The sequence below is a fragment of the Phenylobacterium sp. genome (genome assembly GCF_035539035.1).
Classification (GTDB): domain Bacteria; phylum Pseudomonadota; class Alphaproteobacteria; order Caulobacterales; family Caulobacteraceae; genus Phenylobacterium.
Genome location: NZ_DATLJI010000008.1, coordinates 45723 through 65025, shown reverse-complemented (window position 1 = coordinate 65025; position 19303 = coordinate 45723). Strand labels below are relative to the sequence as shown.

The 19303-nt window shown below is 71.6% G+C and carries 18 protein-coding genes; 3 read left to right on the top strand and 15 right to left on the bottom strand.

Features of this window, described 5'->3' with window-relative positions:
* Window positions 1–137: 137 nt before the first annotated feature.
* Together VM685_RS02320 and VM685_RS02315 are read right to left on the bottom strand one after the other, a co-directional pair.
* On the bottom strand, window positions 138–1253 hold the full coding sequence (locus VM685_RS02320) for a helix-turn-helix transcriptional regulator (protein ID WP_325458495.1): 1116 nt from the start codon (window positions 1251–1253) through the stop codon (window positions 138–140).
* A 135-nt stretch (window positions 1254–1388) separates the two neighbouring features.
* Window positions 1389–1796, bottom strand: coding sequence for a helix-turn-helix transcriptional regulator (locus VM685_RS02315; protein WP_325458494.1), 408 nt, complete (start codon window positions 1794–1796; stop codon window positions 1389–1391).
* 30 nt (window positions 1797–1826) lie between these two features.
* Between VM685_RS02315 and VM685_RS02310 the strand changes: the two genes are divergently transcribed.
* Complete coding sequence (locus VM685_RS02310; protein ID WP_325458493.1) at window positions 1827–2873, top strand: alpha/beta hydrolase; 1047 nt, start codon at window positions 1827–1829, stop codon at window positions 2871–2873.
* Between the two features lie 65 nt (window positions 2874–2938).
* On the opposite strand, the gene VM685_RS02305 is transcribed toward VM685_RS02310, so the two are convergent.
* The 3 genes from VM685_RS02305 to VM685_RS02295 form a co-directional block, all read right to left on the bottom strand.
* Window positions 2939–5968, bottom strand: coding sequence for a TonB-dependent receptor plug domain-containing protein (locus VM685_RS02305; RefSeq protein ID WP_325458492.1), 3030 nt, complete (start codon window positions 5966–5968; stop codon window positions 2939–2941).
* 262 nt (window positions 5969–6230) lie between these two features.
* Window positions 6231–6695 (bottom strand): Lrp/AsnC family transcriptional regulator, encoded by a 465-nt coding sequence (locus VM685_RS02300; RefSeq protein WP_325458491.1) that lies wholly within the window; start codon window positions 6693–6695, stop codon window positions 6231–6233.
* A 219-nt stretch (window positions 6696–6914) separates the two neighbouring features.
* Complete coding sequence (locus tag VM685_RS02295) at window positions 6915–7109, bottom strand: hypothetical protein (RefSeq protein ID WP_325458490.1); 195 nt, start codon at window positions 7107–7109, stop codon at window positions 6915–6917.
* Window positions 7110–7354: 245 nt separating this feature from the next.
* On the opposite strand from VM685_RS02295, the gene VM685_RS02290 reads away from it, so the two are divergent.
* The gene (locus tag VM685_RS02290; protein WP_325458489.1) at window positions 7355–7621 is read left to right on the top strand and encodes a hypothetical protein; all 267 of its coding nucleotides are present in this window, start codon (window positions 7355–7357) and stop codon (window positions 7619–7621) included.
* Here the strand turns inward: VM685_RS02290 and VM685_RS02285 are convergent.
* The 4 genes from VM685_RS02285 to VM685_RS02270 all read right to left on the bottom strand — a co-directional run bounded on the left by VM685_RS02285 (window position 7618) and on the right by VM685_RS02270 (window position 11141).
* The gene (locus VM685_RS02285; RefSeq protein WP_325458488.1) at window positions 7618–8451 is read right to left on the bottom strand and encodes an SH3 domain-containing protein; all 834 of its coding nucleotides are present in this window, start codon (window positions 8449–8451) and stop codon (window positions 7618–7620) included. The genes VM685_RS02290 and VM685_RS02285 overlap by 4 nt on opposite strands.
* A gap of 74 nt (window positions 8452–8525) precedes the next feature.
* Window positions 8526–9542, bottom strand: a complete 1017-nt coding sequence (locus tag VM685_RS02280; protein WP_325458487.1) for a DUF2891 domain-containing protein — start codon at window positions 9540–9542, stop codon at window positions 8526–8528.
* Window positions 9526–10476, bottom strand: a complete 951-nt coding sequence (locus tag VM685_RS02275) for a DUF979 domain-containing protein (RefSeq protein ID WP_325458486.1) — start codon at window positions 10474–10476, stop codon at window positions 9526–9528. The genes VM685_RS02280 and VM685_RS02275 overlap by 17 nt, the downstream gene beginning before the upstream one ends.
* Window positions 10473–11141, bottom strand: coding sequence for a DUF969 domain-containing protein (locus VM685_RS02270; protein ID WP_325458485.1), 669 nt, complete (start codon window positions 11139–11141; stop codon window positions 10473–10475). The genes VM685_RS02275 and VM685_RS02270 overlap by 4 nt, the downstream gene beginning before the upstream one ends.
* Before the next feature lie 90 nt (window positions 11142–11231).
* Between VM685_RS02270 and VM685_RS02265 the strand changes: the two genes are divergently transcribed.
* Window positions 11232–11363, top strand: coding sequence for a hypothetical protein (locus VM685_RS02265; RefSeq protein ID WP_325458484.1), 132 nt, complete (start codon window positions 11232–11234; stop codon window positions 11361–11363).
* Here the strand turns inward: VM685_RS02265 and rsmA are convergent.
* From rsmA to lptF, 6 genes are all read right to left on the bottom strand, one after another.
* A complete protein-coding gene (gene rsmA, locus VM685_RS02260) occupies window positions 11360–12190 on the bottom strand; it encodes a 16S rRNA (adenine(1518)-N(6)/adenine(1519)-N(6))-dimethyltransferase RsmA (protein WP_325458590.1) in 831 nt (276 codons plus the stop codon). The two genes, VM685_RS02265 and rsmA, sit on opposite strands and share 4 nt — an antisense overlap.
* Window positions 12190–13197 carry a 4-hydroxythreonine-4-phosphate dehydrogenase PdxA gene (gene pdxA / locus VM685_RS02255; RefSeq protein ID WP_325458483.1) on the bottom strand — a complete coding sequence of 336 codons (1008 nt, stop codon included), beginning with the start codon at window positions 13195–13197 and terminating at the stop codon, window positions 12190–12192. The genes rsmA and pdxA overlap by 1 nt, the downstream gene beginning before the upstream one ends.
* Window positions 13194–14567, bottom strand: coding sequence for a peptidylprolyl isomerase (locus VM685_RS02250; protein WP_325458482.1), 1374 nt, complete (start codon window positions 14565–14567; stop codon window positions 13194–13196). Before VM685_RS02250 ends, pdxA begins: the two co-directional genes overlap by 4 nt.
* A gap of 55 nt (window positions 14568–14622) precedes the next feature.
* Window positions 14623–16962 carry an LPS-assembly protein LptD gene (locus VM685_RS02245; RefSeq protein ID WP_325458481.1) on the bottom strand — a complete coding sequence of 780 codons (2340 nt, stop codon included), beginning with the start codon at window positions 16960–16962 and terminating at the stop codon, window positions 14623–14625.
* Window positions 16963–17059: 97 nt separating this feature from the next.
* A complete protein-coding gene (gene lptG, locus VM685_RS02240) occupies window positions 17060–18163 on the bottom strand; it encodes an LPS export ABC transporter permease LptG (protein ID WP_325458480.1) in 1104 nt (367 codons plus the stop codon).
* Window positions 18160–19293, bottom strand: a complete 1134-nt coding sequence (gene lptF / locus VM685_RS02235; RefSeq protein ID WP_325458479.1) for an LPS export ABC transporter permease LptF — start codon at window positions 19291–19293, stop codon at window positions 18160–18162. Before lptF ends, lptG begins: the two co-directional genes overlap by 4 nt.
* Between the last annotated feature and the right edge of the window lie 10 nt (window positions 19294–19303).

Sequence of the window (19303 nt, the reverse complement as noted above, 5' to 3'; positions counted from 1 at the left end):
GGGGAGCCCTGCCGGGCGGGCGAGCGGGTCGAAACGGTCTGAAAATCAGGCACTTGGGGTTCCCGTGATGGTTGTGGGGACCCTAGAGGGCTCTCGTGGACCGGCGCTTCCCCCAAATGGGGGATGCGACATCGGGGTCAGCGCATACGGTTGAGCCGGACGCTGAGCTCGGTCTCCCGCCGGACGTCGAGCTTGGCGAACACCGTCTTGATCTGGCTGCGCACCGTTTCCAGCGACGCGCGGCGCTCCTCGGCGATGGCTTCGCGGGAATGACCTTCGGCAAGGCGAACGGCGACGTCGGCCTCGGCAGGGGTCAGGCCGAAGGCGAGGCCGAGCAGGCCGGCCAACTCGCGCCCCTCGCGCTGGCGCCCGCGCACGGCCACGATCGCGCGGGGCTCGAACCCGAAGGCGTGGGGCCGCGGGGGCAGGGCGATCACGTCCACCACCTCGAAGGCCGCGGGCCCGTCCGCCGGGCGGACCAGGACCGTGCGGACCGGCTCCTGTCCCGGAGCGAGGCGCCCGCCCACCGCCGCGGCGATGGCGGCCTCCAGGCCGCGCGCCTCCTCGACGCCCGTGGCCCCCAGGCGCCGGCCCCGCAGCCGCAGCACGCCCCGCTGGAGGACGGCCTCCGCCGCCCGGGTGTGGGTGCGCACCAGCCCCGCGCCGTCGCAGACGAAGGCCGCGACGTCCAGTCCGTCGAGGGCGCCGCGAACGATGTCCGCGCCACGACCTTCCAGCGCCAGCTGCGTCCGCACGGCCGCCCGGGCCTGCGGCGCGAGGGCCTCGAACGCCCTCCGGTCCTCCGCCTGCGGCGCCCCGCGCCGTTCGCTGCGCAGGGTGGCCAGGCCGATCAGCATGCCGTCGTCCCGCATCAGGTTGGTCTGGCTGCCGTACGGCACCTCGTGCCGGCGGCAGTAGTCGGCGTAGAGGAAGTTGCGCCGCAGCTCGTCCTCGGTGGAGCAGGCGACGTCGTGCCAGCTCGCCAGGATCGGCGCCTTGCTCCCCACGCGGACGCGCAGGTTGCGGCGCGGGTCGCCGCCGCCGATGGCCAGGAACTCGTCGAGCGCCGCCGGGTCGGTCCGGGTCATCCAGTTGAAGGGCACGGCCTTGTCCGCGCCGATGCCGATCAGCTCGCCACGCTCCGCGCCGCAGGCGTCCGCGAAGGCGCTGAGCGCCGTCGGCCAGTCGCCGCCCAGCGCCGCGGCGCTGAACAGGTCGGCCACGGCGAGCCAGTGCTCGTCATTGACGATCATGCCGCCGCACGCGGCGCAGCGGACCGCGTCCCCACGCGGTCCACACCCCAAGCCCTAGGCAACCCGCCCCCGGAAACAACGCGAACTGTACCGGATACGGACGATACCCGAACGCGGATCGGCGGCAAGGGCGCTCTAGGGCGAGGGCGGGCGTCCGTCCGGCGGCGCCTGGCCGCTGAGCAGGGTGGTGAGGTGAGCCTGGCGCTTCACCCCGGTCTTGAGGAAGATCGACTTCAGGTGGCTGCGCACCGTGCTCTCGGCGACCTGCAGCGTCGCCGCGCAGGTCTGCACGGTGCCGCCGTCCACCAGGTGAAGCACGATCCGCGTCTCCTGCGGGCTCAGGCCGTGCTCGTGCCTCAGGCGCCGCTCGCGCTCCGCCTCGGAGCGGTCGAGGGCCACGTCCATAGCCTTCGCCACCTGGCGGACCAGCGGGTGGCCGGCCTCGTAGGCCGCGCGCAGCCGGGTGAGCACGCTCGGATAGGTGCGTGCGTAAGTCTGCGCGGTCTTGAGGAGACGCTGGTCGAACGTGTCGTCGTCGCTCATGGTCACGCCTTAGTCGGAGTCGAGTGAACAATGAGTGTTGCGCGTACGCTTGGCCAGCCGGTGGCGGGCCGTCTCGAGGTCCGCCATATGGACCAGGCCGGCGGTCTGGGCCTGAAGACCCTGGCCCGGCGGCTGGCCAACCGGACGATGCAGCGGCTGGTGACCGGCTCCATGCGGGCGGCCGTCCGGGCCCACGCCGAGGGCCCCGAGGCCTTGCTGGCCTATGTCGATCGCCAGCGCCGCCTGCACGAGCGGTTCGACGCGCCCATCCTGCCGATGGTCGAGGCCGAGGCCGTCCGCCAGGGCGGGCCGGGGCCGGGCCTGGCGGCGCCGCCGTCGCCTTCGGAGTGGTTCGCGCCGCGCAAGAAGCAGGGCCGCGGCTTCGTCTTCTACGTCCACGGCGGGTCCTTCGTCGCCGAGCGCTCGCCGCGGATCACCCAGCTGGTGGCCCGCTTCGCGGCCACCGCCGAGGCGCGCGTCTTCGCGCCGAGCTACCGGCTGGCCCCGGAGCATCCCTGTCCGGCGGCGGTCGACGACATCGTGGCCGCCTGGATCTGGTTCCACGAGACCTGGCCGGGCGAGCCGGTGGTGGCGCTGGCCGAGTCCGCGGGGACCGCCGTGCTGCTGGCCGCCCTTCAGCAGGCGCGCGCCCAGGGCGCGCCGCTGCCCGCCGGGATCGTCCTGCTGTCGCCCTGGGTCGACCTGTCGCTGCAGAGCTGGTCGGTCACCGCCGCCTCCCTGATGGGGACCACGCCCTACACCATGGAGAGCCTCGCCCTCGTGGCGCGGTTCTACCTCGACGGGCGCTCGGCCACGGACCCGATCGCCTCGCCGCTGTTCGGCTCGTTCGCCGGCTTCCCGCCCATGCTGATCCACGCGAGCAAGGGGGACATCCTCTACGACGACGCGGTGCGTCTCGCCGAGAAGGTCCGCGACGAGGGCGGCGACCTCACGGTCCGGCTCTGGACCGAGGAGACCCACGTCTGGGAGCGGATGCACACGGCCAAGGCCCGGCAGTCGATCCTGCTGGCCGCCGACTTCATCCGCCGGCGCCTGGACGCCGCGGCGGTCAGCTAGGCGCGCAAGCGGAAGGGGCGGCGGATCGCTCCGCCGCCCCCCGTTCGCGCTCTCAGGAACGCCGGCTAGAAGTCGGCGGTCATGCCCAGGAAGATGTAGCGGCCGAAGGCGTCGTAGATCTGCGGCCAGGTGTTGCCGTTGCACGGACCGGTCGGGCAGTTGGACGAGCCGGTCAGCGGCGGGTTCTTGTCGAAGACGTTGTTCACGCCGAGCCGGAAGTTGACGCTCTCCTTCATCGTCCAGGTCGCCGTCAGGTCGAAGTAGTCGCGCGAGCCCAGCACCCGGTCGCTCTCGTAGGCCACGTCCGGATTGCTCAGCTGCGGGTCGTCATCGAAGGCGTCCAGCGAGATGCTGTCGAAGTGGCGCCACTGGACCGACAGGCCCAGGCTGTTCACCCAGTCGCCCACGCTGAGCGGGGTGTTCCAGGTGAGGCGCGCCTTGTGCCGCCACTTCGGGTTGGGCGCGTTGGCCGACGAGCAGATCGCCCCGTAGAGGCCCGCGCAGTCGTAGTACGGGTCGCCGGGGAGGGGCTGGGTCGACAGCTCGTCGAGCCAGGTGCCGACGAAGCTGACCGCGATCCCGCCCATGTCGTTGAGGCCGAACCGGTCGAGGTCCGTCCGGTAGCCGGCGTTGATGTCCACCCCGGAGGTGCGCAGGGCCCCGGAGTTCAGCCAGGAGGCCTCCACGTAGCCTTGCGGCGAGAGGAACAGCGAGCCTTGGGCGTCGCGGTTCACGAGGCCGCAGAAGAAGGGATCCAGCGAGTCCAGGCAGCGGGTCAGGACCAGGTCCTGGTTGATGCCCTGCTGGATGTAGTCCTTCACCTTGATGTCGAACCAGTCGACCGAGAGGTTCATGCCCGGCAGGAACGACGGCTGGTAGACGAAGCCCACGGAGTAGGTGTCCGAGGTTTCCGGGTCCAGGTTCGGATTGCCCCCGACGCGGCCGTTGTACTGGTTCGCCGGGTTCTGCTCGATCGCCAGCACCTGGGCCGTGGTCAGGCCGAAGGCCTGGGCGCAGCGGGCCACCAGGGCGGCGCCCGGCGCGAGGCCGGCGCAGGGGTCGGTGGTGCCGTTCAGCACCACGTTCTGCGGGCTGAACAGCTCCAGCACGTTGGGCGTGCGCACGGCGCGCTGGTAGCTGGCCCGCAGCCGCAGGTCCTCGATCGGCTCCCAGTCGCCGGCGAGCTTGTAGGTGTGCGTGATGCCGCTCGACGAGTAGTCGGAGAAGCGGTAGGCCGCCTCGGCGGTGAGCGAGCGGGCGAACGGCATGTCCTGCAGCAGCGGGACCCGCGCCTCGCCGAACAGTTCGTAGACGTCGTAGCTGCCGTCCACCGGCGGGTTGGCGCCGCCGGAGCCGTTCAGCAGGCCGGCGGAGGCCACGAAGTCGGCGGAGAAGTCGAGCTGCTCGCGGCGGTATTCCGCGCCGAACGAGACGCCCACCCCGTCGGCCGCCCACGGGCTCTTCAGGCCGTACTCCGTCAGGTTGCCGCCCAGGGAGATGTTGGCCACCCGCTCATGCAGGTTGCCGGTCTGGAAGGACGGGGTCTCCAGGTAGTTCAGCGCCGCCGGGGTCACGCCGCCGACCTGGAAGATGTTGTAGGGCACGCAGGCGGTGTCCGCGCCGCTGAGCACCGAGGCGCAGACCGGCTGGCCGGTCGCGGGGTTGATGACCACGTTCAGCGCGTTCTGGATCGCGGTGGTGCGGAAGAAGCCCGTCTGCACCTGGTTGTAGGCGACGCGCCCGTACTGCAGGAACGCGTCGTAGTTCCAGTTCTCGCCGAGCTGGCCGCGCAGGCCCACGATGTAGCGGTACTGCACGTGCTCGGTCGTGCCCTGGCGGCCGCCGCCTTCCACGTTGCGGCGGGCCACGGTGCCGGTGAAGGTCCCGGCCGGGTTCTGCGCGCAGGTTCCGCCGCCGACGGCCGGCAGCAGGGCGCGCTGCTGCTCGGACAGCAGCGGGTTGGCGCAGTTCACGCTGAAGGTGCCCGCGAAGATGCCGCCCGGCGCGATCTGGTAGGTCGACCGGTCGTCCATGAACATCATGTCCGCATAGGCCTCGGCCCAGTCGGCCAGCTGGTAGCGGGCGAAGGCGCCCATGACGTAGCGGTCGTCGGGGCGCTGGAAGTAGTTCAGCGGGCCGAAGTTGTAGACGTCCGCCCCGGTGGAGGGCCGGAAGGTGTTGCCGGGGCCGTCCAGGTCCACGATCAGGCCGCCGTCGAGCGGGCCGAACCGCGCGGGGAAGGCGGTGCCCGAGCCGCCGCAGCCCGCGGCCGCGAAGCTGTCGCCGGAGTTGAGCGTGCAGGCGCTGAAGTCGCGGTTGATCTGGAGGATGGGCTCCACGTGGCGATAGCCGGCGTAGGCGGTGATGTTGCCGCGGCCGTCCGGTGCGTTCACGCCCAGGATCAGGGTGACTTCCGAGGTCTCGCCGTCCCGGACGTTCTCGTCGGGCAGGCCGAAGAACTCGGGGGTGGCGGAGGCCGCGGCCGAGGCGCGGACCACGTCGGCGATCGGGCTGTCGTTCTTGTGCTGGTAGAGGCCGTACTGGGCGTCCACGCGCACGCCCTCGAAGTCCCGCTGCATGATGAAGTTCACGACGCCGGCCACGGCGTCGGCGCCGTACACGGCCGAGGCGCCGCCCGTCAGCACGTCGACCCGCTCCACCAGGCCCGACGGGATGAAGTTGAGGTCGGCGGCATAGGCCGGGCCCAGGGTGTTCGGGGTGCCGGGCATCAGCCGGCGGCCGTCGATCAGCACCATGGTCCGCGTGGCGCCCAGGCCGCGCAGGTTGACCGTGGCGGTGCCGGTCGAGCCGTTGGAGAGGGCCGCGCCCTGGGCCGCGAAGGCCTGGGGCAGGCTGTTGACCATGTCCTCGACCCGGGTGATGCCCTGAGCCTTGATGTCGGCGGCGCCGATCGCGGTCACCGGGCTCACGCTCTCCAGGTTGGGGGAGGGGATCCGGGTGCCGGTGACGACGATCTCGGAGACTTCGCCCTCTGCGTCCTGGGCGAAGGACGGCGTGGCGGCGAGGCCGAGCAGGGCCGCGCTGCAGATCATGGAAGACGCCAGCAGGCGCTCCCGCATGGATTTGGTTTTCAAGGTCTACATCCTCCAGCAGCCGCGCCCGGAAGGCGCCGGCCTGCTCCCCACAAAGATCAAGGTCCCGAGCTCCTGAGGAGCGCGGTTACGGTGGAGTTACTGGGGAGCCTGGAGGAAGGTCAAACGACGAAGCTGAGAGTTCTGAAGTTACAAAGAAACTGTCTCGTTATGGACACAAACAGTACTTCAATCGTCTTTGACTGAATTATAGTCGTTGCGAAGTATAATATCTGGGGAGGGCTCTGATGGGCCGGCCTGGCTTTCAGAGCGGCACGGCGGTGGTGAACTTCACCCGCTTCTTGATGAAACTGGCCTCGTAGCGGCGCACGGCGGGGTGTTCGGCGATCTCGGCGTCGGTGAAGGCGTTGAACTCGTCCATGCCCCGGAAGATGGCGATGCAGGAGATGTCGTAGACGCCGGAGATCTCGACGCAGACCTGCACATGTGGCGAGCGGCACAGGTGGGCGCGGAACCCGGCCACGTCGGCCGGCGAATGCCGTTCGAGCTGGACCATGATCAGGACCGAGATCCGCTCCCCCACCGTCGAGGGGGCGAGGATCGACACGTCGGCGGCGATCACCCCTTCCTCCCGGTACTGCCGGATGCGGCGCAGGATGGCTGAGGGGGAGAGCGGCACGCGCTCGGCGAGCGCCTGGGCCGTGGCCTGGTTGTTTTCCTGAAGGGCCGCGAGGATCTGGATGTCCAGACGATCGAGAGGATAGGCCATGAATTCGCGCTCCCGGCAGTCCGTCAGACGAACCACAGGAATCGGCGGTTTCACAATTAACTCGGGTTCATCCGCCATGCCGGTGCGACGGAATGCGTATTCGTCTCCGGTTTTGCGTGTCGCGGGCAGATCTCCAGGAGCCCATCAGCTTGGGTTCGCCCTTGGTGTTCTGCCGGACACTGTAACATCGGCAGGCGATGTTACGGCCTCGGTCGACCGTCAGTCCGCCCGAGCGCGCGCCGGGAGGCGGGGCAGGACCGGCTTGCGTTGCCGGCGTTCGCGCACCGCCAGGGTGGCCTCCGGATAGGCGTCGCGCACCTGTCTGAGGATGTCCTGCAGCCGCCGCTGGTGTTCGGCCGCCTCGACATAGTCGCCGACCGTCAGTTCGACCGAGATCTGGCCGCACAATTTCATAGGCGCCTCCAATCGCATCCCGCCTGTCCGCGCATGAGACCGTAGGCTGACTGGCCTGCGTTTTGGCCGCGTTGTGACCCCTCTCGACGCCTGTGGCGGGCGTCGGGCGCTCCGGCCGCCATGCACAGGCTTGGCCGTCTCGTCCCCATCCAGAGGCCGGGTCATCCACAGAACGGCGCACCGGGGGCTTTGCACCTGCGCCGGACTCGGCGCCTCCTTCTCCCCGCATCTCGGGGAGTACGACCATGGACGTCGACAGCCTCTCGCCGGTGAGCCGGGCCCTATTGATGCAGGCGCTGCCGGCGGGCCAGTTGGTGAATGTGCTTTACGAGGACGGCGCGCGCGTGGAGGTCGGGTTCGACCGCGACCGGCGCTGCTTCGCGCTCGGCGAGCGCGGCTGGCTGAGTTTCATGGGCTGGGAGGGGCAACCGCCCGGCGGCGCGGCCTGCGCCAGCCGCTGGGCGCTCACCGGCCAGGCGCGCGAGCTCCTGGCCGGCCCGCCCGATCGCTAGATCGGCTCCAGGCGCCACTCGCCGCCCGCGTCGCGGCAGGCGTTGAAGCGCTGCGTCTCGGCGCGGTAGCCGCGCTGGCTGATGGTCTGCTGCACGATCCGGCACTCGTAGGGGCTGTCCATGTTGCGGACGTAGGTCACCGCCGGCACGGCGCGCAGCGCCGAGGCCGAGGCATAACCTTGCACCGAGCCGTCCGCCTCCACGGCCAGCCAGCCGTCGCCGGTCATGCCGGCCACGCGGACCTGCTGGCCCGCCCGCAGGCGGTCGACCACCGGGGCGTTCACGCCCGGCGCGGCCCGGACGTTCACCCGGCCCGGCGATTCGTAGACCGGCGCGGAGGGGCGCAGGCCGGAGCGGACCCGTTGGACGCCGCGGGCGTAGCGCAGGTCGCTGGCCGACGCCGGCCGGGAGTATTCGCCGGCATAGGCCGCCTGGCGGCTGTCGAAGCCGCCGGAGACCACCTCCACCCGGCCGGACGCGCCGGTGCGGGGATCGGACCAGGTCTGGGTGCGGCCGGTGTTCAGGGCCCGCTCGAAGGCGGTCTCCGCGCGGTCCCGGCCCGAGGCGTTCATCCTGCAGGCCACCTGGTTGCCGGCCCAGGCGCCGAGGCCCGCGCCCACGATGGCGCCGAGCGTGCGCTCGTTCTTGCTCACCTGGCTGCCGGCCAGGGCGCCGGCCAGGCCGCCGACGATCGCGCCGGTCTTGCCGCTGCCGTTGTCGCACTTGAACAGCGAGCCGAGCCCCATCCCCTGGGCGGCGGCCGGGGCCGGCGCGGCGGTGGCGGTCAGGGAGGCGACGGCGGCCGCCATGGCGAGGGCATGCGTGCGCATGGTCTGTGCTCCTTCTGGCGTCCCGGGCCCCAAACGCGTGCGGCCACGGTCCGATCCCTGCTCGGAGCTGCGCCCTAGCCGGCTTCCCCGGCGGTCAGCGCCAGCAGGGCGAAGGAGGCGAGCCAGTGCTCGCCCATGTAGTCGCCGGCCACGTGCGGCAGGCTGGCGGCCAGGTGGACGCCCGAGGCCGCCTCCGCGGCGTGGCGGGCATCGCCCGGCGGCAGGGCGGCGGCGAGCTCGCGCCAGCACCAGGCCCGCGACAGGTTGAGCCCGTCCAGGTGGACGATCTTGCCGTCGGTGCGGTCGCTGACCACGGCCGGCGTGAACAGGCTGGCGGGCTTGCGGTGGGCCAGATGCGGCAGGTAGTCGGCGAACCAGGCCGCGAACTCGTCGGCGGGCAGGAGCCGGCGCAGGCACGCCGCGGTCATCAGCGTCGGCGACAGGAAGTCGTCCAGCGAGGGCTCCCAGGCCGCGGCGTCGCTGTCGGCCAGGTGCCATTCCCGCGCCTTCTCCGCGAAGAGCTCGAGGAGCGCCCGGTCGCCCGCGGCCTTCGCATAGTCGCTGGCCAGCGCCAGGGCGAACGCGGTGGAGGAGTGGACGCCGGTGCGGATCGGGTAGGGCGCACGCGGCAGGAAGTCCCGGAACCGGTCGGCGAAGGCGTGGGCGAGCGGCGTCATCACCTGGGCCCAGGGCGCCTCGTGGGCCAGCAGCTCGGCCTGCAGCTTCAACAGCCAGCCCCAACCGTACGGCCGCTCGAACCCGCGCGCCGACGGCCGCGCGAGATAGGCGCACTCGTGGGCCACCTTGCCGTCGGTGAAGGCCTCGTCGAACAGCGCGCGGATCGCCGCGGCCTCGGGGATCGCCGGAAACCGCCGCAGCACCGTCGCCAGGGTCCAGTAGCCGTGGACGCAGGAGTGCCAGTCGAAGCTGCCGTAGAAGATCGGGTGCAGGTCGCGCGGCCCCCGCGCGTCCTGCGGGCCGTCCAGCACATGGTCCAGCTTGTTGGGGTACTCGCGGGTCACGTGGCCCAGCGCCAGCCGGGCGAACAGCGAGGCCTGCTCGATCGTCAGCCGCTCAGAAGGCGAAGGCATACATCAGACCTATGTTGGCGATGAGCAGGGGGATGGCGGTGGGGATCTGCGCCTTGATCACCGCATAGCGGTCGTCCAGCTCCAGCAGCGCCGGCGGCACCAGGTTGAAGTTGGCCGCCAGCGGCGTCATCAGCGTCCCGCAGAAGCCCGAGAGCATGCCGATGGCGCAGACCACCGCCGGGTCGCCGCCAAACCGCTGGATCAGGATCGGCAGGCCGACCCCGGCGGTCAGCACCGGGAATGCGGCGAAGGCGTTGCCCATGATCACCGTGAACCCCGCCATCCCCAGGCAGTAGACGGCGACCGCCGCCAGCCGGGTGTCCATGGGGATCCAGGCGGTGACCAGGTCGCCGATAACCTGGCCCACGCCGGCCAGGGCGAAGACCGCGCCCAGCGCCGCCAGCGCCTGCGGCAGCAGGGCGGCCCAGCCCACGGTGTCCATCAGCCGCCGGCCCTCCTGGAGCGGGCTGATCGGCGGCTGGCGCAGCAGAACCAGGCCCACGACGGTGGCGACCACGGCGGCCAGCGCCAGGGAGATCAGCGTCGCCTGCTTGGGATCGAGCAGCGGCTCCCCGCCCACCGTCAGCGGCTTCAGCACCAGGACCCCGAAGATCACCACCACCGGCACCGTCAGCGCCGGCACGAACAGCTTCTCGCCGTAACGCTCGGCCAGCACGCGGCGCTCCTCGGGCGAGGTGGTCGCGGGCTGGCCGCGGCCCAGCAGGCCGAAGCCGGCGATCAGGGCCAGCCCGACGACCAGGAGCCCGTTCCCCACGTCGCCCAGGTAATCCCCGGCCAGGAAGCTCAGCGAGACCAGGCCCCAGAACCCGGCGTTGCCGAAGCGCTTGGGATTGTTGCGGTCGGTGGCGCTCAGCACCGCGAAGGCGCCGAACACCAGGCCCGCCAGCAGGTAGACGGCGCCCAGCTTGATCATCGGCCCGCCTCCCGGCGCAGGCGCCGGTCGAAGAGGATCAGCCGGGCCCCGTGGATCAGGAAGGCGACGATGGCCGTCGGGATCGCCCAGACGGAGAGCTGGATGGGATCGAGCGTGATGCCGCTGGCCGCCAGGAAGCCCACCATCAGCAGGATCGAGCCGATGGCGATGAAGATGTCCTCGCCGAAGAACAGGCCGATGTTGTCCGTGGCCGCCGCCTGGGCGCGCACCGCCTGGCGGGTGTCGTCGGTGATCTCGCCCGTGCGGGACTCCACCGCGCCTTCGGCCATCGGCGCGACCATCGGCCGGATGCTCTGGGCCTGGCCGGCGATGGAGGTCAGGCCAAGCGCCGAGGTGATCTGCCGGAACGCCAGGTAGCCGATCAGGAAGGGCCCCACGGAGACCCCACGGAACCGGGCGATCAGGGTGCGGGCCCGCTCCTGCAGGCCGGCCCGCTCGACGACCCCCACCACCGGCAGGACCAGCAGGGCGGCGCTGACGTAGCGGTTCTCGTTGAACGCCTTGCCGAACGCCGCCAGCACCTCCACGGGGCCGAGCCCGGCGGCCAGGCCGGTGACGAAGGCCGCGGCCACGACGACCAGGAGCGGATTGAAGCGGGCGGCGAAGCCCAGGACGACGACGGCCACGCCCAGCAGGGTCAGCATCCAGGCTCCTCAGAATCCGGTGAGCGGCCATAGGAGCGTCTGGAGCGCCCTTCGGCAACGCCGTAGGTTGGCGGGCCAGGAGGCCAGGCGATGAGCGAACCGCGCGACGACGACGAGCCCCGCGACATCGTGGAGGAGGCCGGCGTGGAGTCCTTCCCCGCCAGCGACCCGCCGGCCTGGGACCCGCCGGGCCGCGAACGCAAGCCCGACGAGGAGGACTAGGCCGCCCGCCGGGCCAGCCAGGCGTCCGCCAGGCGCAGGAACCCGGCCACGTCGATGGTCTCGGCCCGCGCCTGCGGATCGAGGCCCGCGGCCGCGATCAGCGCCTCGCCGCCCAGCGCCTTCAGGCTCGCCCGCAGCATTTTGCGGCGCTGGCCGAAGGCCGCTGCGGTGATCTTCTGCAGGGCGTCGAGGCGCTGCGGCGACGGCCGGTCGGCCCTGGGGGTCAGGCGCACCACGGCGGAATCCACCTTGGGCGGCGGTGTGAAGGCGCGCGCGGGCACGTCCATGACCAGCTGGGCGTGGCTGGTCGCCTGGGCGATCACCGCCAGCCGCCCATAGGCCGAGGCCCCGGGCGCCGCGGCGATCCGGTCGGCGACCTCCTTCTGGAACATCAGGGTCAGGGACGCCGGGCTCCACGGCCCGGTCAGCCACTTGATGAGCAACGGAGTGCCCACGTTGTAGGGCAGGTTGGAGACCACGTGGGCGGGGCCGCCCTGCGCGAGCTCCGCCTCGTCGACGGTCAGCGCGTCGGCGAGCACCAGCGTCAGGCGCCCGGACGCGGCCGCCACGTCCTCCAGCAGCGGCCGGAAGCGCTCGTCCTTCTCCACGGCGACCACGGTCGCGCCGGTCTCCAGCAGGGCGCGGGTCAGGCCCCCGGGGCCGGGGCCCACCTCGATCACCGTGTCGCCGTCGCCCACCTGCGCCAGGCGGGCGATCTTGCGGGTGATGTTGAGGTCCAGCAGGAAGTGCTGCCCGAACGACTTGCGGGCCATCAGGCCGTGCTCGGCCAGCGCCTCGCGCAGCGGCGGCAGGTCGGCGAGCTCCATCAGGCGGCCCATCGGCGGCCGATCTCGTCGGCCAGGCGGATGGCCGCGATCAGGCTGTCGGGCCGGGCCACGCCGCGGCCGGCGATGTCGAAGGCGGTGCCGTGGTCGGGCGACGTCCGCACGATCGGCAGGCCGAGCGTCACGTTCACCCCGCCCCAGAAGTCCAGCATCTTCACCGGGATCAGCGCCTGGTCGTGGTACATGCAGAGCGCCGCGTCATAGAGCGCCCGCATCGCGTCGGGGAACATGGTGTCGGCGGGGTAGGGGCCGGCGGCGTCGATGCCCAGGTCGCGCAGCGCGCGGATCGCCGGCTCGATCACCTCCACCTCCTCGCGCCCGATGCCGCCGCTCTCCCCCGCGTGCGGGTTCAGCCCCGCCACCGCCAGCCGGGGCGCCCGGATGCCGAAGTCCCGCCGCAGCGCCTGGGCGGTGACCAGGCCGGCGTTGACGATCGTCTCGACGCTCAGCAGCCCCGCGACGCGGGCGATGGGCTCGTGGACGGTCACCAGCGTCACCCGCAGGTCGGCGGCCGTCAGCATCATGATCGGGCCGCGCGCGCCGTCGTAGCTGGCCGACTGGGTGAGCTCGCCCAGGAACTCGGTATGGCCGGGGAACCTGAACCCCGCCTCGTAGAGCGGAGCCTTGGCGATCGGCGCGGTGACGATCCCGGAGACGTCGCCGCGCAGGGCCAGGCCCACGGCGGTCTCGATCCACTGGATGATCGCCGGCGCGGCGGCGGCGGAGGGCTGTCCCGCCACCACCGGCGCCCTGAGCGGCAGGTCGAGCACGGGCAGGGCGTCCGCGAAGGTCCGCTGGGCCTCCTCGGGCGTGGTGACGCGCCGCAGGTTCCCGGCGACGGCGCCGGGCGCGGAGGCCAGCGACTGGAAGTCGCCCACCGCCATGAAGGCGGGGCCGGTGGCGCGCAGCTCGCTCCAGGCCTTGACGACGATCTCGGGGCCGACGCCGGCCGGATCGCCGAGGGTCAGGGCGAGCGGGCCGGTCCTCACCTGGTCTCGATGGTGGCGGAGTTGCGCAGGTCGCGCATGTAGCGCCGCGCGATCATCGAGAGCTGCTGGCCGTAGAGCCGGTTCTCGATCTGGTCGCGGTCGATGGCCTCCTCGCCCGCGCCGCGCTTGCCGCAGACGGCGAGCACGTGCATGCCGGCCGAGGTGCGGATCGGCTCGGAGATCTGGCCCACGTTCAGGCCTTCGGCGGCCTGGCGGAACTGGGGCGCCAGGTCGGCCAGCTCGGCTTCGCCGAGGTCGCCGGCCACCACGCCCTGGGTGCGGCCCGCGACCGCCTCCAGGTCGCCGCAGCCGGTGGCGGCGGCCCGGATGGCCTCCAGCTTCACCTTGGCCGCGGCTTCGTCGCCCGCCGTGGCCCCGGCCGCCAGCGGCACGGCCGCCTGCTTCAGGTTCACCAGGGTGGCGGCGCCGCCGGAGCGCTTGTCGCGCAGGTAGACGATGTAGACGCCGTCGCGCACCGGGATCGGCTGGGAGAGCTGGCCGGGGCGCAGCTGCTCGAGCACCGCGTCCACCTCCGGCGGCATCTCGCCCGGGCTGATCCAGCCCGCGTCGCCGCCGGCCGCGGCCGTCGCCGAAGCCGAGAACTGCCGCGCCACGGCGGGGAAGGGGGCGCCCTGCTGCATCTGCTGGACGAGCTGGGTCGCGCCCTGCACGGCGGTCTGCATGCCGCCCACGCGGTTGGCGTCGATGAACACTTCCGAGACCTGGTACTGCGGCTTGCTGGCCGCCGCCTGCAGGCGCTGCAGGGTGGCGCTGATCTGGTCCTCGCCGATGCGCAGGCGCGAGCCGTAGCGGCCGCGGATCCAGCGCTGCCAGCTGATCTGGGCGCGGATCTGCTGGTGCAGGGTCTCCGAGCCGATGCCCTGGGCGCGCAGGGCGGCGACGAACTGCTCGGCGCGCATGTTGTTCTGCTGCGCCATCTGGGCGAGCTCCTCGTTGACCTCGTCGTCGGAGGCCACGAGGTCGATCTTCTGCTCCTTCTCCTGGCGGCGGAGTTCCTGGAGCTGCAGGCGCTCGTCCACCAGCGAGATCAGCGCCTCGCGCTGGAACTGCGGCAGGGTCTGCTCGGTGGGCTGCACGCCGGAGGTGGCGATCAGCAGCCGCATGCGCTGGCCGAGGTCGTAGGTGGAGATGATCTCGTCGTTGACGATGGCGGCCACGGATTCCGACATCGCCCGCGGGCCGGCGGGCTGCGCCGGCGCCGGCTGGGCGGGGGCCGCCTCGGTGCGGCCGCCCATCGGGCCGCGGAGCTCCTGGGCCTGGCCAGTCAGGGGCTGTCCCGCCGCCAGCAGGGCGGCGGCGACAGCCGCGCCGCGCGCCGCACGGCCCGTGACGTTACGCAGGTGATTCATGGACGAGGTCATTCCTTCGAGGGGCCGCTCCGTACCCGGTCCGCGGCCCGTTATCCTATCTGCCATAAAGTGGTCCGCCCAATGTGGCGAGCGTTAGGCGCACGCTGACGGACTCCCGGGGCCCCAGACGTCCCACCACGGTGTCTTCCTTGCGGTAGATGACGTCCACGCGCATGCAGTCGTCCCGGTAGAAGACGCCCACGTCGCGGATCACCCAGGCTTCCTGCTGCATGTCGCGGTTGCCGTAGGCCGACACGCCCCAGTTCTTGCCGATGTAGACCTCGCCGCCGAGGTCGAGGTTCTCCCGGCGCTGGGCGTTGATGTCGAAGTCGTCGGTGAGGTAGCGGACGAAGCCCGAGCCCCAGGAGCGCGCGACGTTGGCGCCGGCCTCCAGGCGGTGGATGTCCAGGCTGTCGGAATCGAGCCGCGCGCGGGTGAACAGCGAGACGCCGCGCACCGGCTGGGCGTCGGCGGCGACGATCCAGTCGGAGGCCTTCTTGCGCAGGCCGGAGCGCTCGCGGAAGACGTCGTTCTCCTCGGTGCGGAAGCTGCGGCCGACCAGCAGGCTGGCCCTGCGGCCGTCGTCCCACAGCACAGAGGCCCGGCCCGCGACATTGAGCCGCGCGCCGTCCTCGTAGAGGTCGAAGCCCGGGAACTTGTTGGCCCGGAACAGGGTGATCTCGTCGAACTCGAAGGCGACGCTGTCCTCGTTCAGGTACACCGGCGAGCCGTCGGCGTTGCGCCGCAGCACGATCTGCTTGGCGTCCGGGGAGACCGCCACCTGGGCCAGCGGCTCCAGGACGACGGTGGAGTCCTTGAAGCGGCGGTAGACCGGATAGGAGACCATCGCCCCGGCCGTGGCCAGCGCGCGGGAGGTGGAACGCGAGGTGGTCTCCGCGCCGGTCCCGGTCAGGATGTCGCTCAGGCTGTAGGCGTCGGCCCGCAGGTTCACGAACGGCTCGACCCTGAGGCCCGCGGCCGAGGTGAAGCTGCGCCGCCAGTCGACCTCGCCGGTCACCCGGCGGCTGTCGAGGCCGGGCAGGCGGGTGGCGGGGAAGTCGGGCGACTGCTCGCGGGTCAGCGCCACGGCGCTGCCGTGCACGCGCAGGCGGCCCCCCATGACCGTGGCCATCGGCTCGTAGTGGGTCTCCACCAGCGGGGCGACGGTCGGGAAGGTGCGGTCGTTGTCGTCGTCGAGGCTGCTGGTCTCGTCGCCGCCGCGCCGCAGGCCCTGGATGCTCAGCGCCGCGATGGAGGCGTAGGAACGGGTGTCCTGGCGGATGGCGTAGGCCTGGGAGATCAGCCGCCGGTCGTCGGCCACATAGGGCCCGCGCGATTCGAAGACGTCGCCGATCTCGTACTTGTCGAAGATCAGGTCGTCCGACGCCCGTTCGGCCGTGAAGCCCCAGCGCCACTTCTCGCCCGCCCGGAAGGCGCCGCGGCCCAGGATGTAGCTGCGATGGGTGCTCTCGCCGAACCGGTCGCCGCGGCCGTCGAAGTCCTGCTCGTAGGTGTAGCCGAACCGCAGGTCCACATCGCCCGAGTAGAAGCGCTTGCGGTACTGCCCGTTCAGGAACGGATTGACGTCGGTGTTCACCTGCGGGCTGACGATCAGGTCCGAATAGGGGCTGATCGCCCAGTAGTAGGGCTGCTCGTAGGACAGGCCGCGGCGGTCGGAGGCCGACGCGCGCGGCGCCAGGAAGCCCGAGGCGCGCGGCGACTGCGGGTCGGCGTGCCAGAAGACCGGCAGGTAGAGCAGGGAGACGCCGAAGACCCGCAGGCGGGCGTTGCGGTAGTAGACGAGCCTGCGTTTCTTGTCCTGCACCACCCGGTCGGCGGCGATGGACCAGGTGGGGGTCTTGGGCGTGCCGTCGGCGGCGCAGATCTCGCAGGGCGTGTAGATCGCCCGGTTCAGCTCCTGGACGTTCTCGTTGCGCCGCGCCGCGCTGGCGGCGGCGATCTTGACGTTCTCCTGCAGGCGCGCCGAGAAGCCCAGCGCCACGCCGGCGCGCATCTCGTCGTCCAGCACGAACTCGTCGGCGTATTCGCTGGTGCCGTCGTCGTTGATGATCACGACGTTGCCGCGGGCGCGGATGATCCCCTGGCCGCCCTCTTCCTTGGCTTCCTCGTAGATCAGCCGGTCGGCGCGCAGCGTGCGGTTCTCGTAGCGGACCTCGATATTGCCCGCCGCGGTGGTGATCTTGGCCTTGTCGTCACGGATGACCTCGTCCGCCTCCATGTAGAGCTCGCCGGGCTGCAGGCCGTCCGGCCCCGGCGCGGCCGGCGCCGGGGCAGGGGCCGGCGGTTGCTGGGCGTGGACCAGGGACGCGGGCGCCCACAGGGCCGCGATCGCGGCGCCCGCGAGCAGGGCGCGCTTGGCTGCGGCAGACGGCATGCGCCGACGCGGACTCATTACGCTTCAGATCCCCTCTCGCGCAGGCGCGGCGTTCAGCAAGGCCTTGCGGCGATGCATAGCCGGGCGGGGCCAGGATTCAACCGTCTTCAGTGTAGGCGAGCAGGGTCAGGCCCGATAGCAGCGCCACCACCGCAGGCGCCCAGGCCGCGGCGAACAGCGGGATGATGTCGGCGCGGGCCAGGGCCCCTGCGAACTGATTGAAGAAGAACACCACGAAGCCGAGCGCCACGCCGGCCCCGGCCAGCCCCGCCAGTCCCCCCAGCCGCGCCAGCCGCAGCGAGAAGGCCGCCGCCAGCACCGCCATGGCCGCGAACAGCAGCGGCGTCGCCAGCAGTTGCTGGAAGCGCAGCCGGTAGGCGTAGGCCGAGAAGCCGGCCTGCTCCGTGAGCTGGATGGCGTCAGGCAGCCGCCAGAAGGCGATCGCCTCGGGGGAGGCGAACCGCTCCATGGCCGAGCGCGAATCGAGCGCCGAGCGGATCGACAGGCTCTCGGAACGCACCGAGCTCTCGCCGGCGGTGGCCTCGCGCACGTCGCGCAGCTGCCAGAAGCCGGGCATCAGCCGGGCCTCGGCGGCCTCCAGGCGGCGCTTGAACTCCAGCCGGCCGTTGGGGTCCTTCTGGTAGACGAACAGCGACACGCGGCGCAGCCGGACCATGCCGTCCACCGTGTCGCGGGCCCGGGCGTGGATGACGATCTGGGTCCGCTCGTCGCCCTGGCGCAGCCAGATGTCCTCGGGCGCGTCCCCGAGGTAGTTCTCCATCAGCCGGGCGCGGTCGGCCTCGAAGCGGGCGTTCAGCGCCGCGGCCACCGGGTTCAGCACCGTCACGGCCAGCACCCCGGCCACGAAGGCGGCCGCCGCGAACGGCAGGATGAAGCGCCAGGCCGAGACGCCGGCGGCGCGCATGGCCACGAGCTCGCTCTTCCGGTTCAGGCCGACATAGGCGCTGATCCCGCCGAACAGGAACACGAACGGCAGCAGCACCTGGATGAGCGCCGGCGCCCGCAGCAGGGTCAGGCCGAAGATGGTGGTGGCCCCGACGTCCGCGCGCGTGCCCACCGAGCGGGACAGGTCCACGAACTGGATCAGCAGGATGACCGCCGCGATCACCGCCAGCGCCGCGCCGACGCCCGCCAGGGTGCGGTAGAGGACATAGCGCTCCAGGCGCCCGACCCCGATCATGCCGCGGCTCCGATCGCCGGCGCCCGCCGGCGGATGTCGATGAACCGGCTGACCCGCTGGCGGAAGATGCTGCGCAGCCCGAACGCGGTCGCGCCGAGCGGCACCACGTACTGCAGGACGTTCAGCCAGGCCGAGTCCTCGCAGGCGGCCTGCACCACGAAGCCCAGGATCCGCACGACCGAGGCCACCGCGCCCATGGTGGCGATCCGGCGGCCGTAGCCGAGCCGCGAGAAGCCGCCGCCGATGATCGCCGACAGCGCCAGCGCCATGAAGGCGATGTTGTAGAGCGGCGTGGCGATGCGGGCGTGGCCCTCGGCCAGCAGGCTCAGGCGGTTCTTCCGCTCCCAGTCCTGCGTCAGGTCCGGGAAGAACAGCTCGTGGAGATAGCGGTCGGAGGGCTTGTAGTGGATCAGCTCGTCGGAGCTGGTGATCGCCTGCAGGTCGTAAGCGTACTCATTGAACGTCAGGTAGTTCAGCACGCCGCGCTCGGAGAACTCCTGCGTCGTGCCGTTCTCCATCAGCAGCACCGTGCGGCCGCCGCGCCGGTCTATCCGGCCGGCGTCAGCGGTGTAGACCGTCGAGGAGCCGTCGGCCTTTTCCTGGTGGATGAACAGGTTGCCGAAATCCCCATCGCCTTCAACCGTTTGGGCGTAGACCGTGAGGCCGGGGACCGGCTCGGTGAACTCCCCCTCGCGGACCAGGGTCGAGGCGAGGTCCGTGCGCACCTCGAACAGCTCCTGGCGCAGGGTGCGGAAGGCGGCCGGCTGGACGAAGAGGTTCATCACCAGGGCGGCGAAGGCGATGGTGCAGGCCAGCCGCATGGCCGGCGAGATCACCCGCCAGCGGCTCATGCCCCCGGCGAAGCAGACGACGATCTCCTGCTCGGTGTGCAGCCGGTTCAGCGCCACCAGCGCGGCCACGAACACCGCAATCGGCAGGATGATGTTGATGAGCTGCGGCATGTAGAGCAGCGTGATCTTCAGGAAGACGAGGCCGCTCTGCCGCTGGTTCACGATCAGGTCGAGACCGGCCAGGCTCTGGCTCAGCAACGCGACGCCCGTCAGCGCCAGGGTGGCGAGCAGGGTGGGGCCGGCGAGCTGGCGCAGCAGGTATCGGTCGATCAGGCGCATCGGTAAGTTT

Bases quoted from the DNA above. Each gene is read 5' to 3' on its own strand.
- VM685_RS02315 (WP_325458494.1), bottom strand. From the start codon at position 1,796: ATGAGCGACGACGACACGTTCGACCAGCGTCTCCTCAAGACCGCGCAG.
- VM685_RS02285 (WP_325458488.1), bottom strand. From the start codon at position 8,451: ATGCGCACGCATGCCCTCGCCATGGCGGCCGCCGTCGCCTCCCTGACC.
- VM685_RS02310 (WP_325458493.1), top strand. From the start codon at position 1,827: ATGAGTGTTGCGCGTACGCTTGGCCAGCCGGTGGCGGGCCGTCTCGAG.
- VM685_RS02280 (WP_325458487.1), bottom strand. From the start codon at position 9,542: ATGCCTTCGCCTTCTGAGCGGCTGACGATCGAGCAGGCCTCGCTGTTC.
- VM685_RS02270 (WP_325458485.1), bottom strand. From the start codon at position 11,141: ATGCTGACCCTGCTGGGCGTGGCCGTCGTCGTCCTGGGCTTCGCCGCC.
- VM685_RS02290 (WP_325458489.1), top strand. From the start codon at position 7,355: ATGGACGTCGACAGCCTCTCGCCGGTGAGCCGGGCCCTATTGATGCAG.
- VM685_RS02265 (WP_325458484.1), top strand. From the start codon at position 11,232: ATGAGCGAACCGCGCGACGACGACGAGCCCCGCGACATCGTGGAGGAG.
- rsmA (WP_325458590.1), bottom strand. From the start codon at position 12,190: ATGGAGCTCGCCGACCTGCCGCCGCTGCGCGAGGCGCTGGCCGAGCAC.
- VM685_RS02245 (WP_325458481.1), bottom strand. From the start codon at position 16,962: ATGCCGTCTGCCGCAGCCAAGCGCGCCCTGCTCGCGGGCGCCGCGATC.
- lptF (WP_325458479.1), bottom strand. From the start codon at position 19,293: ATGCGCCTGATCGACCGATACCTGCTGCGCCAGCTCGCCGGCCCCACC.
- VM685_RS02295 (WP_325458490.1), bottom strand. From the start codon at position 7,109: ATGAAATTGTGCGGCCAGATCTCGGTCGAACTGACGGTCGGCGACTAT.
- VM685_RS02250 (WP_325458482.1), bottom strand. From the start codon at position 14,567: ATGAATCACCTGCGTAACGTCACGGGCCGTGCGGCGCGCGGCGCGGCT.
- lptG (WP_325458480.1), bottom strand. From the start codon at position 18,163: ATGATCGGGGTCGGGCGCCTGGAGCGCTATGTCCTCTACCGCACCCTG.
- VM685_RS02320 (WP_325458495.1), bottom strand. From the start codon at position 1,253: ATGATCGTCAATGACGAGCACTGGCTCGCCGTGGCCGACCTGTTCAGC.
- VM685_RS02275 (WP_325458486.1), bottom strand. From the start codon at position 10,476: ATGATCAAGCTGGGCGCCGTCTACCTGCTGGCGGGCCTGGTGTTCGGC.
- VM685_RS02300 (WP_325458491.1), bottom strand. From the start codon at position 6,695: ATGGCCTATCCTCTCGATCGTCTGGACATCCAGATCCTCGCGGCCCTT.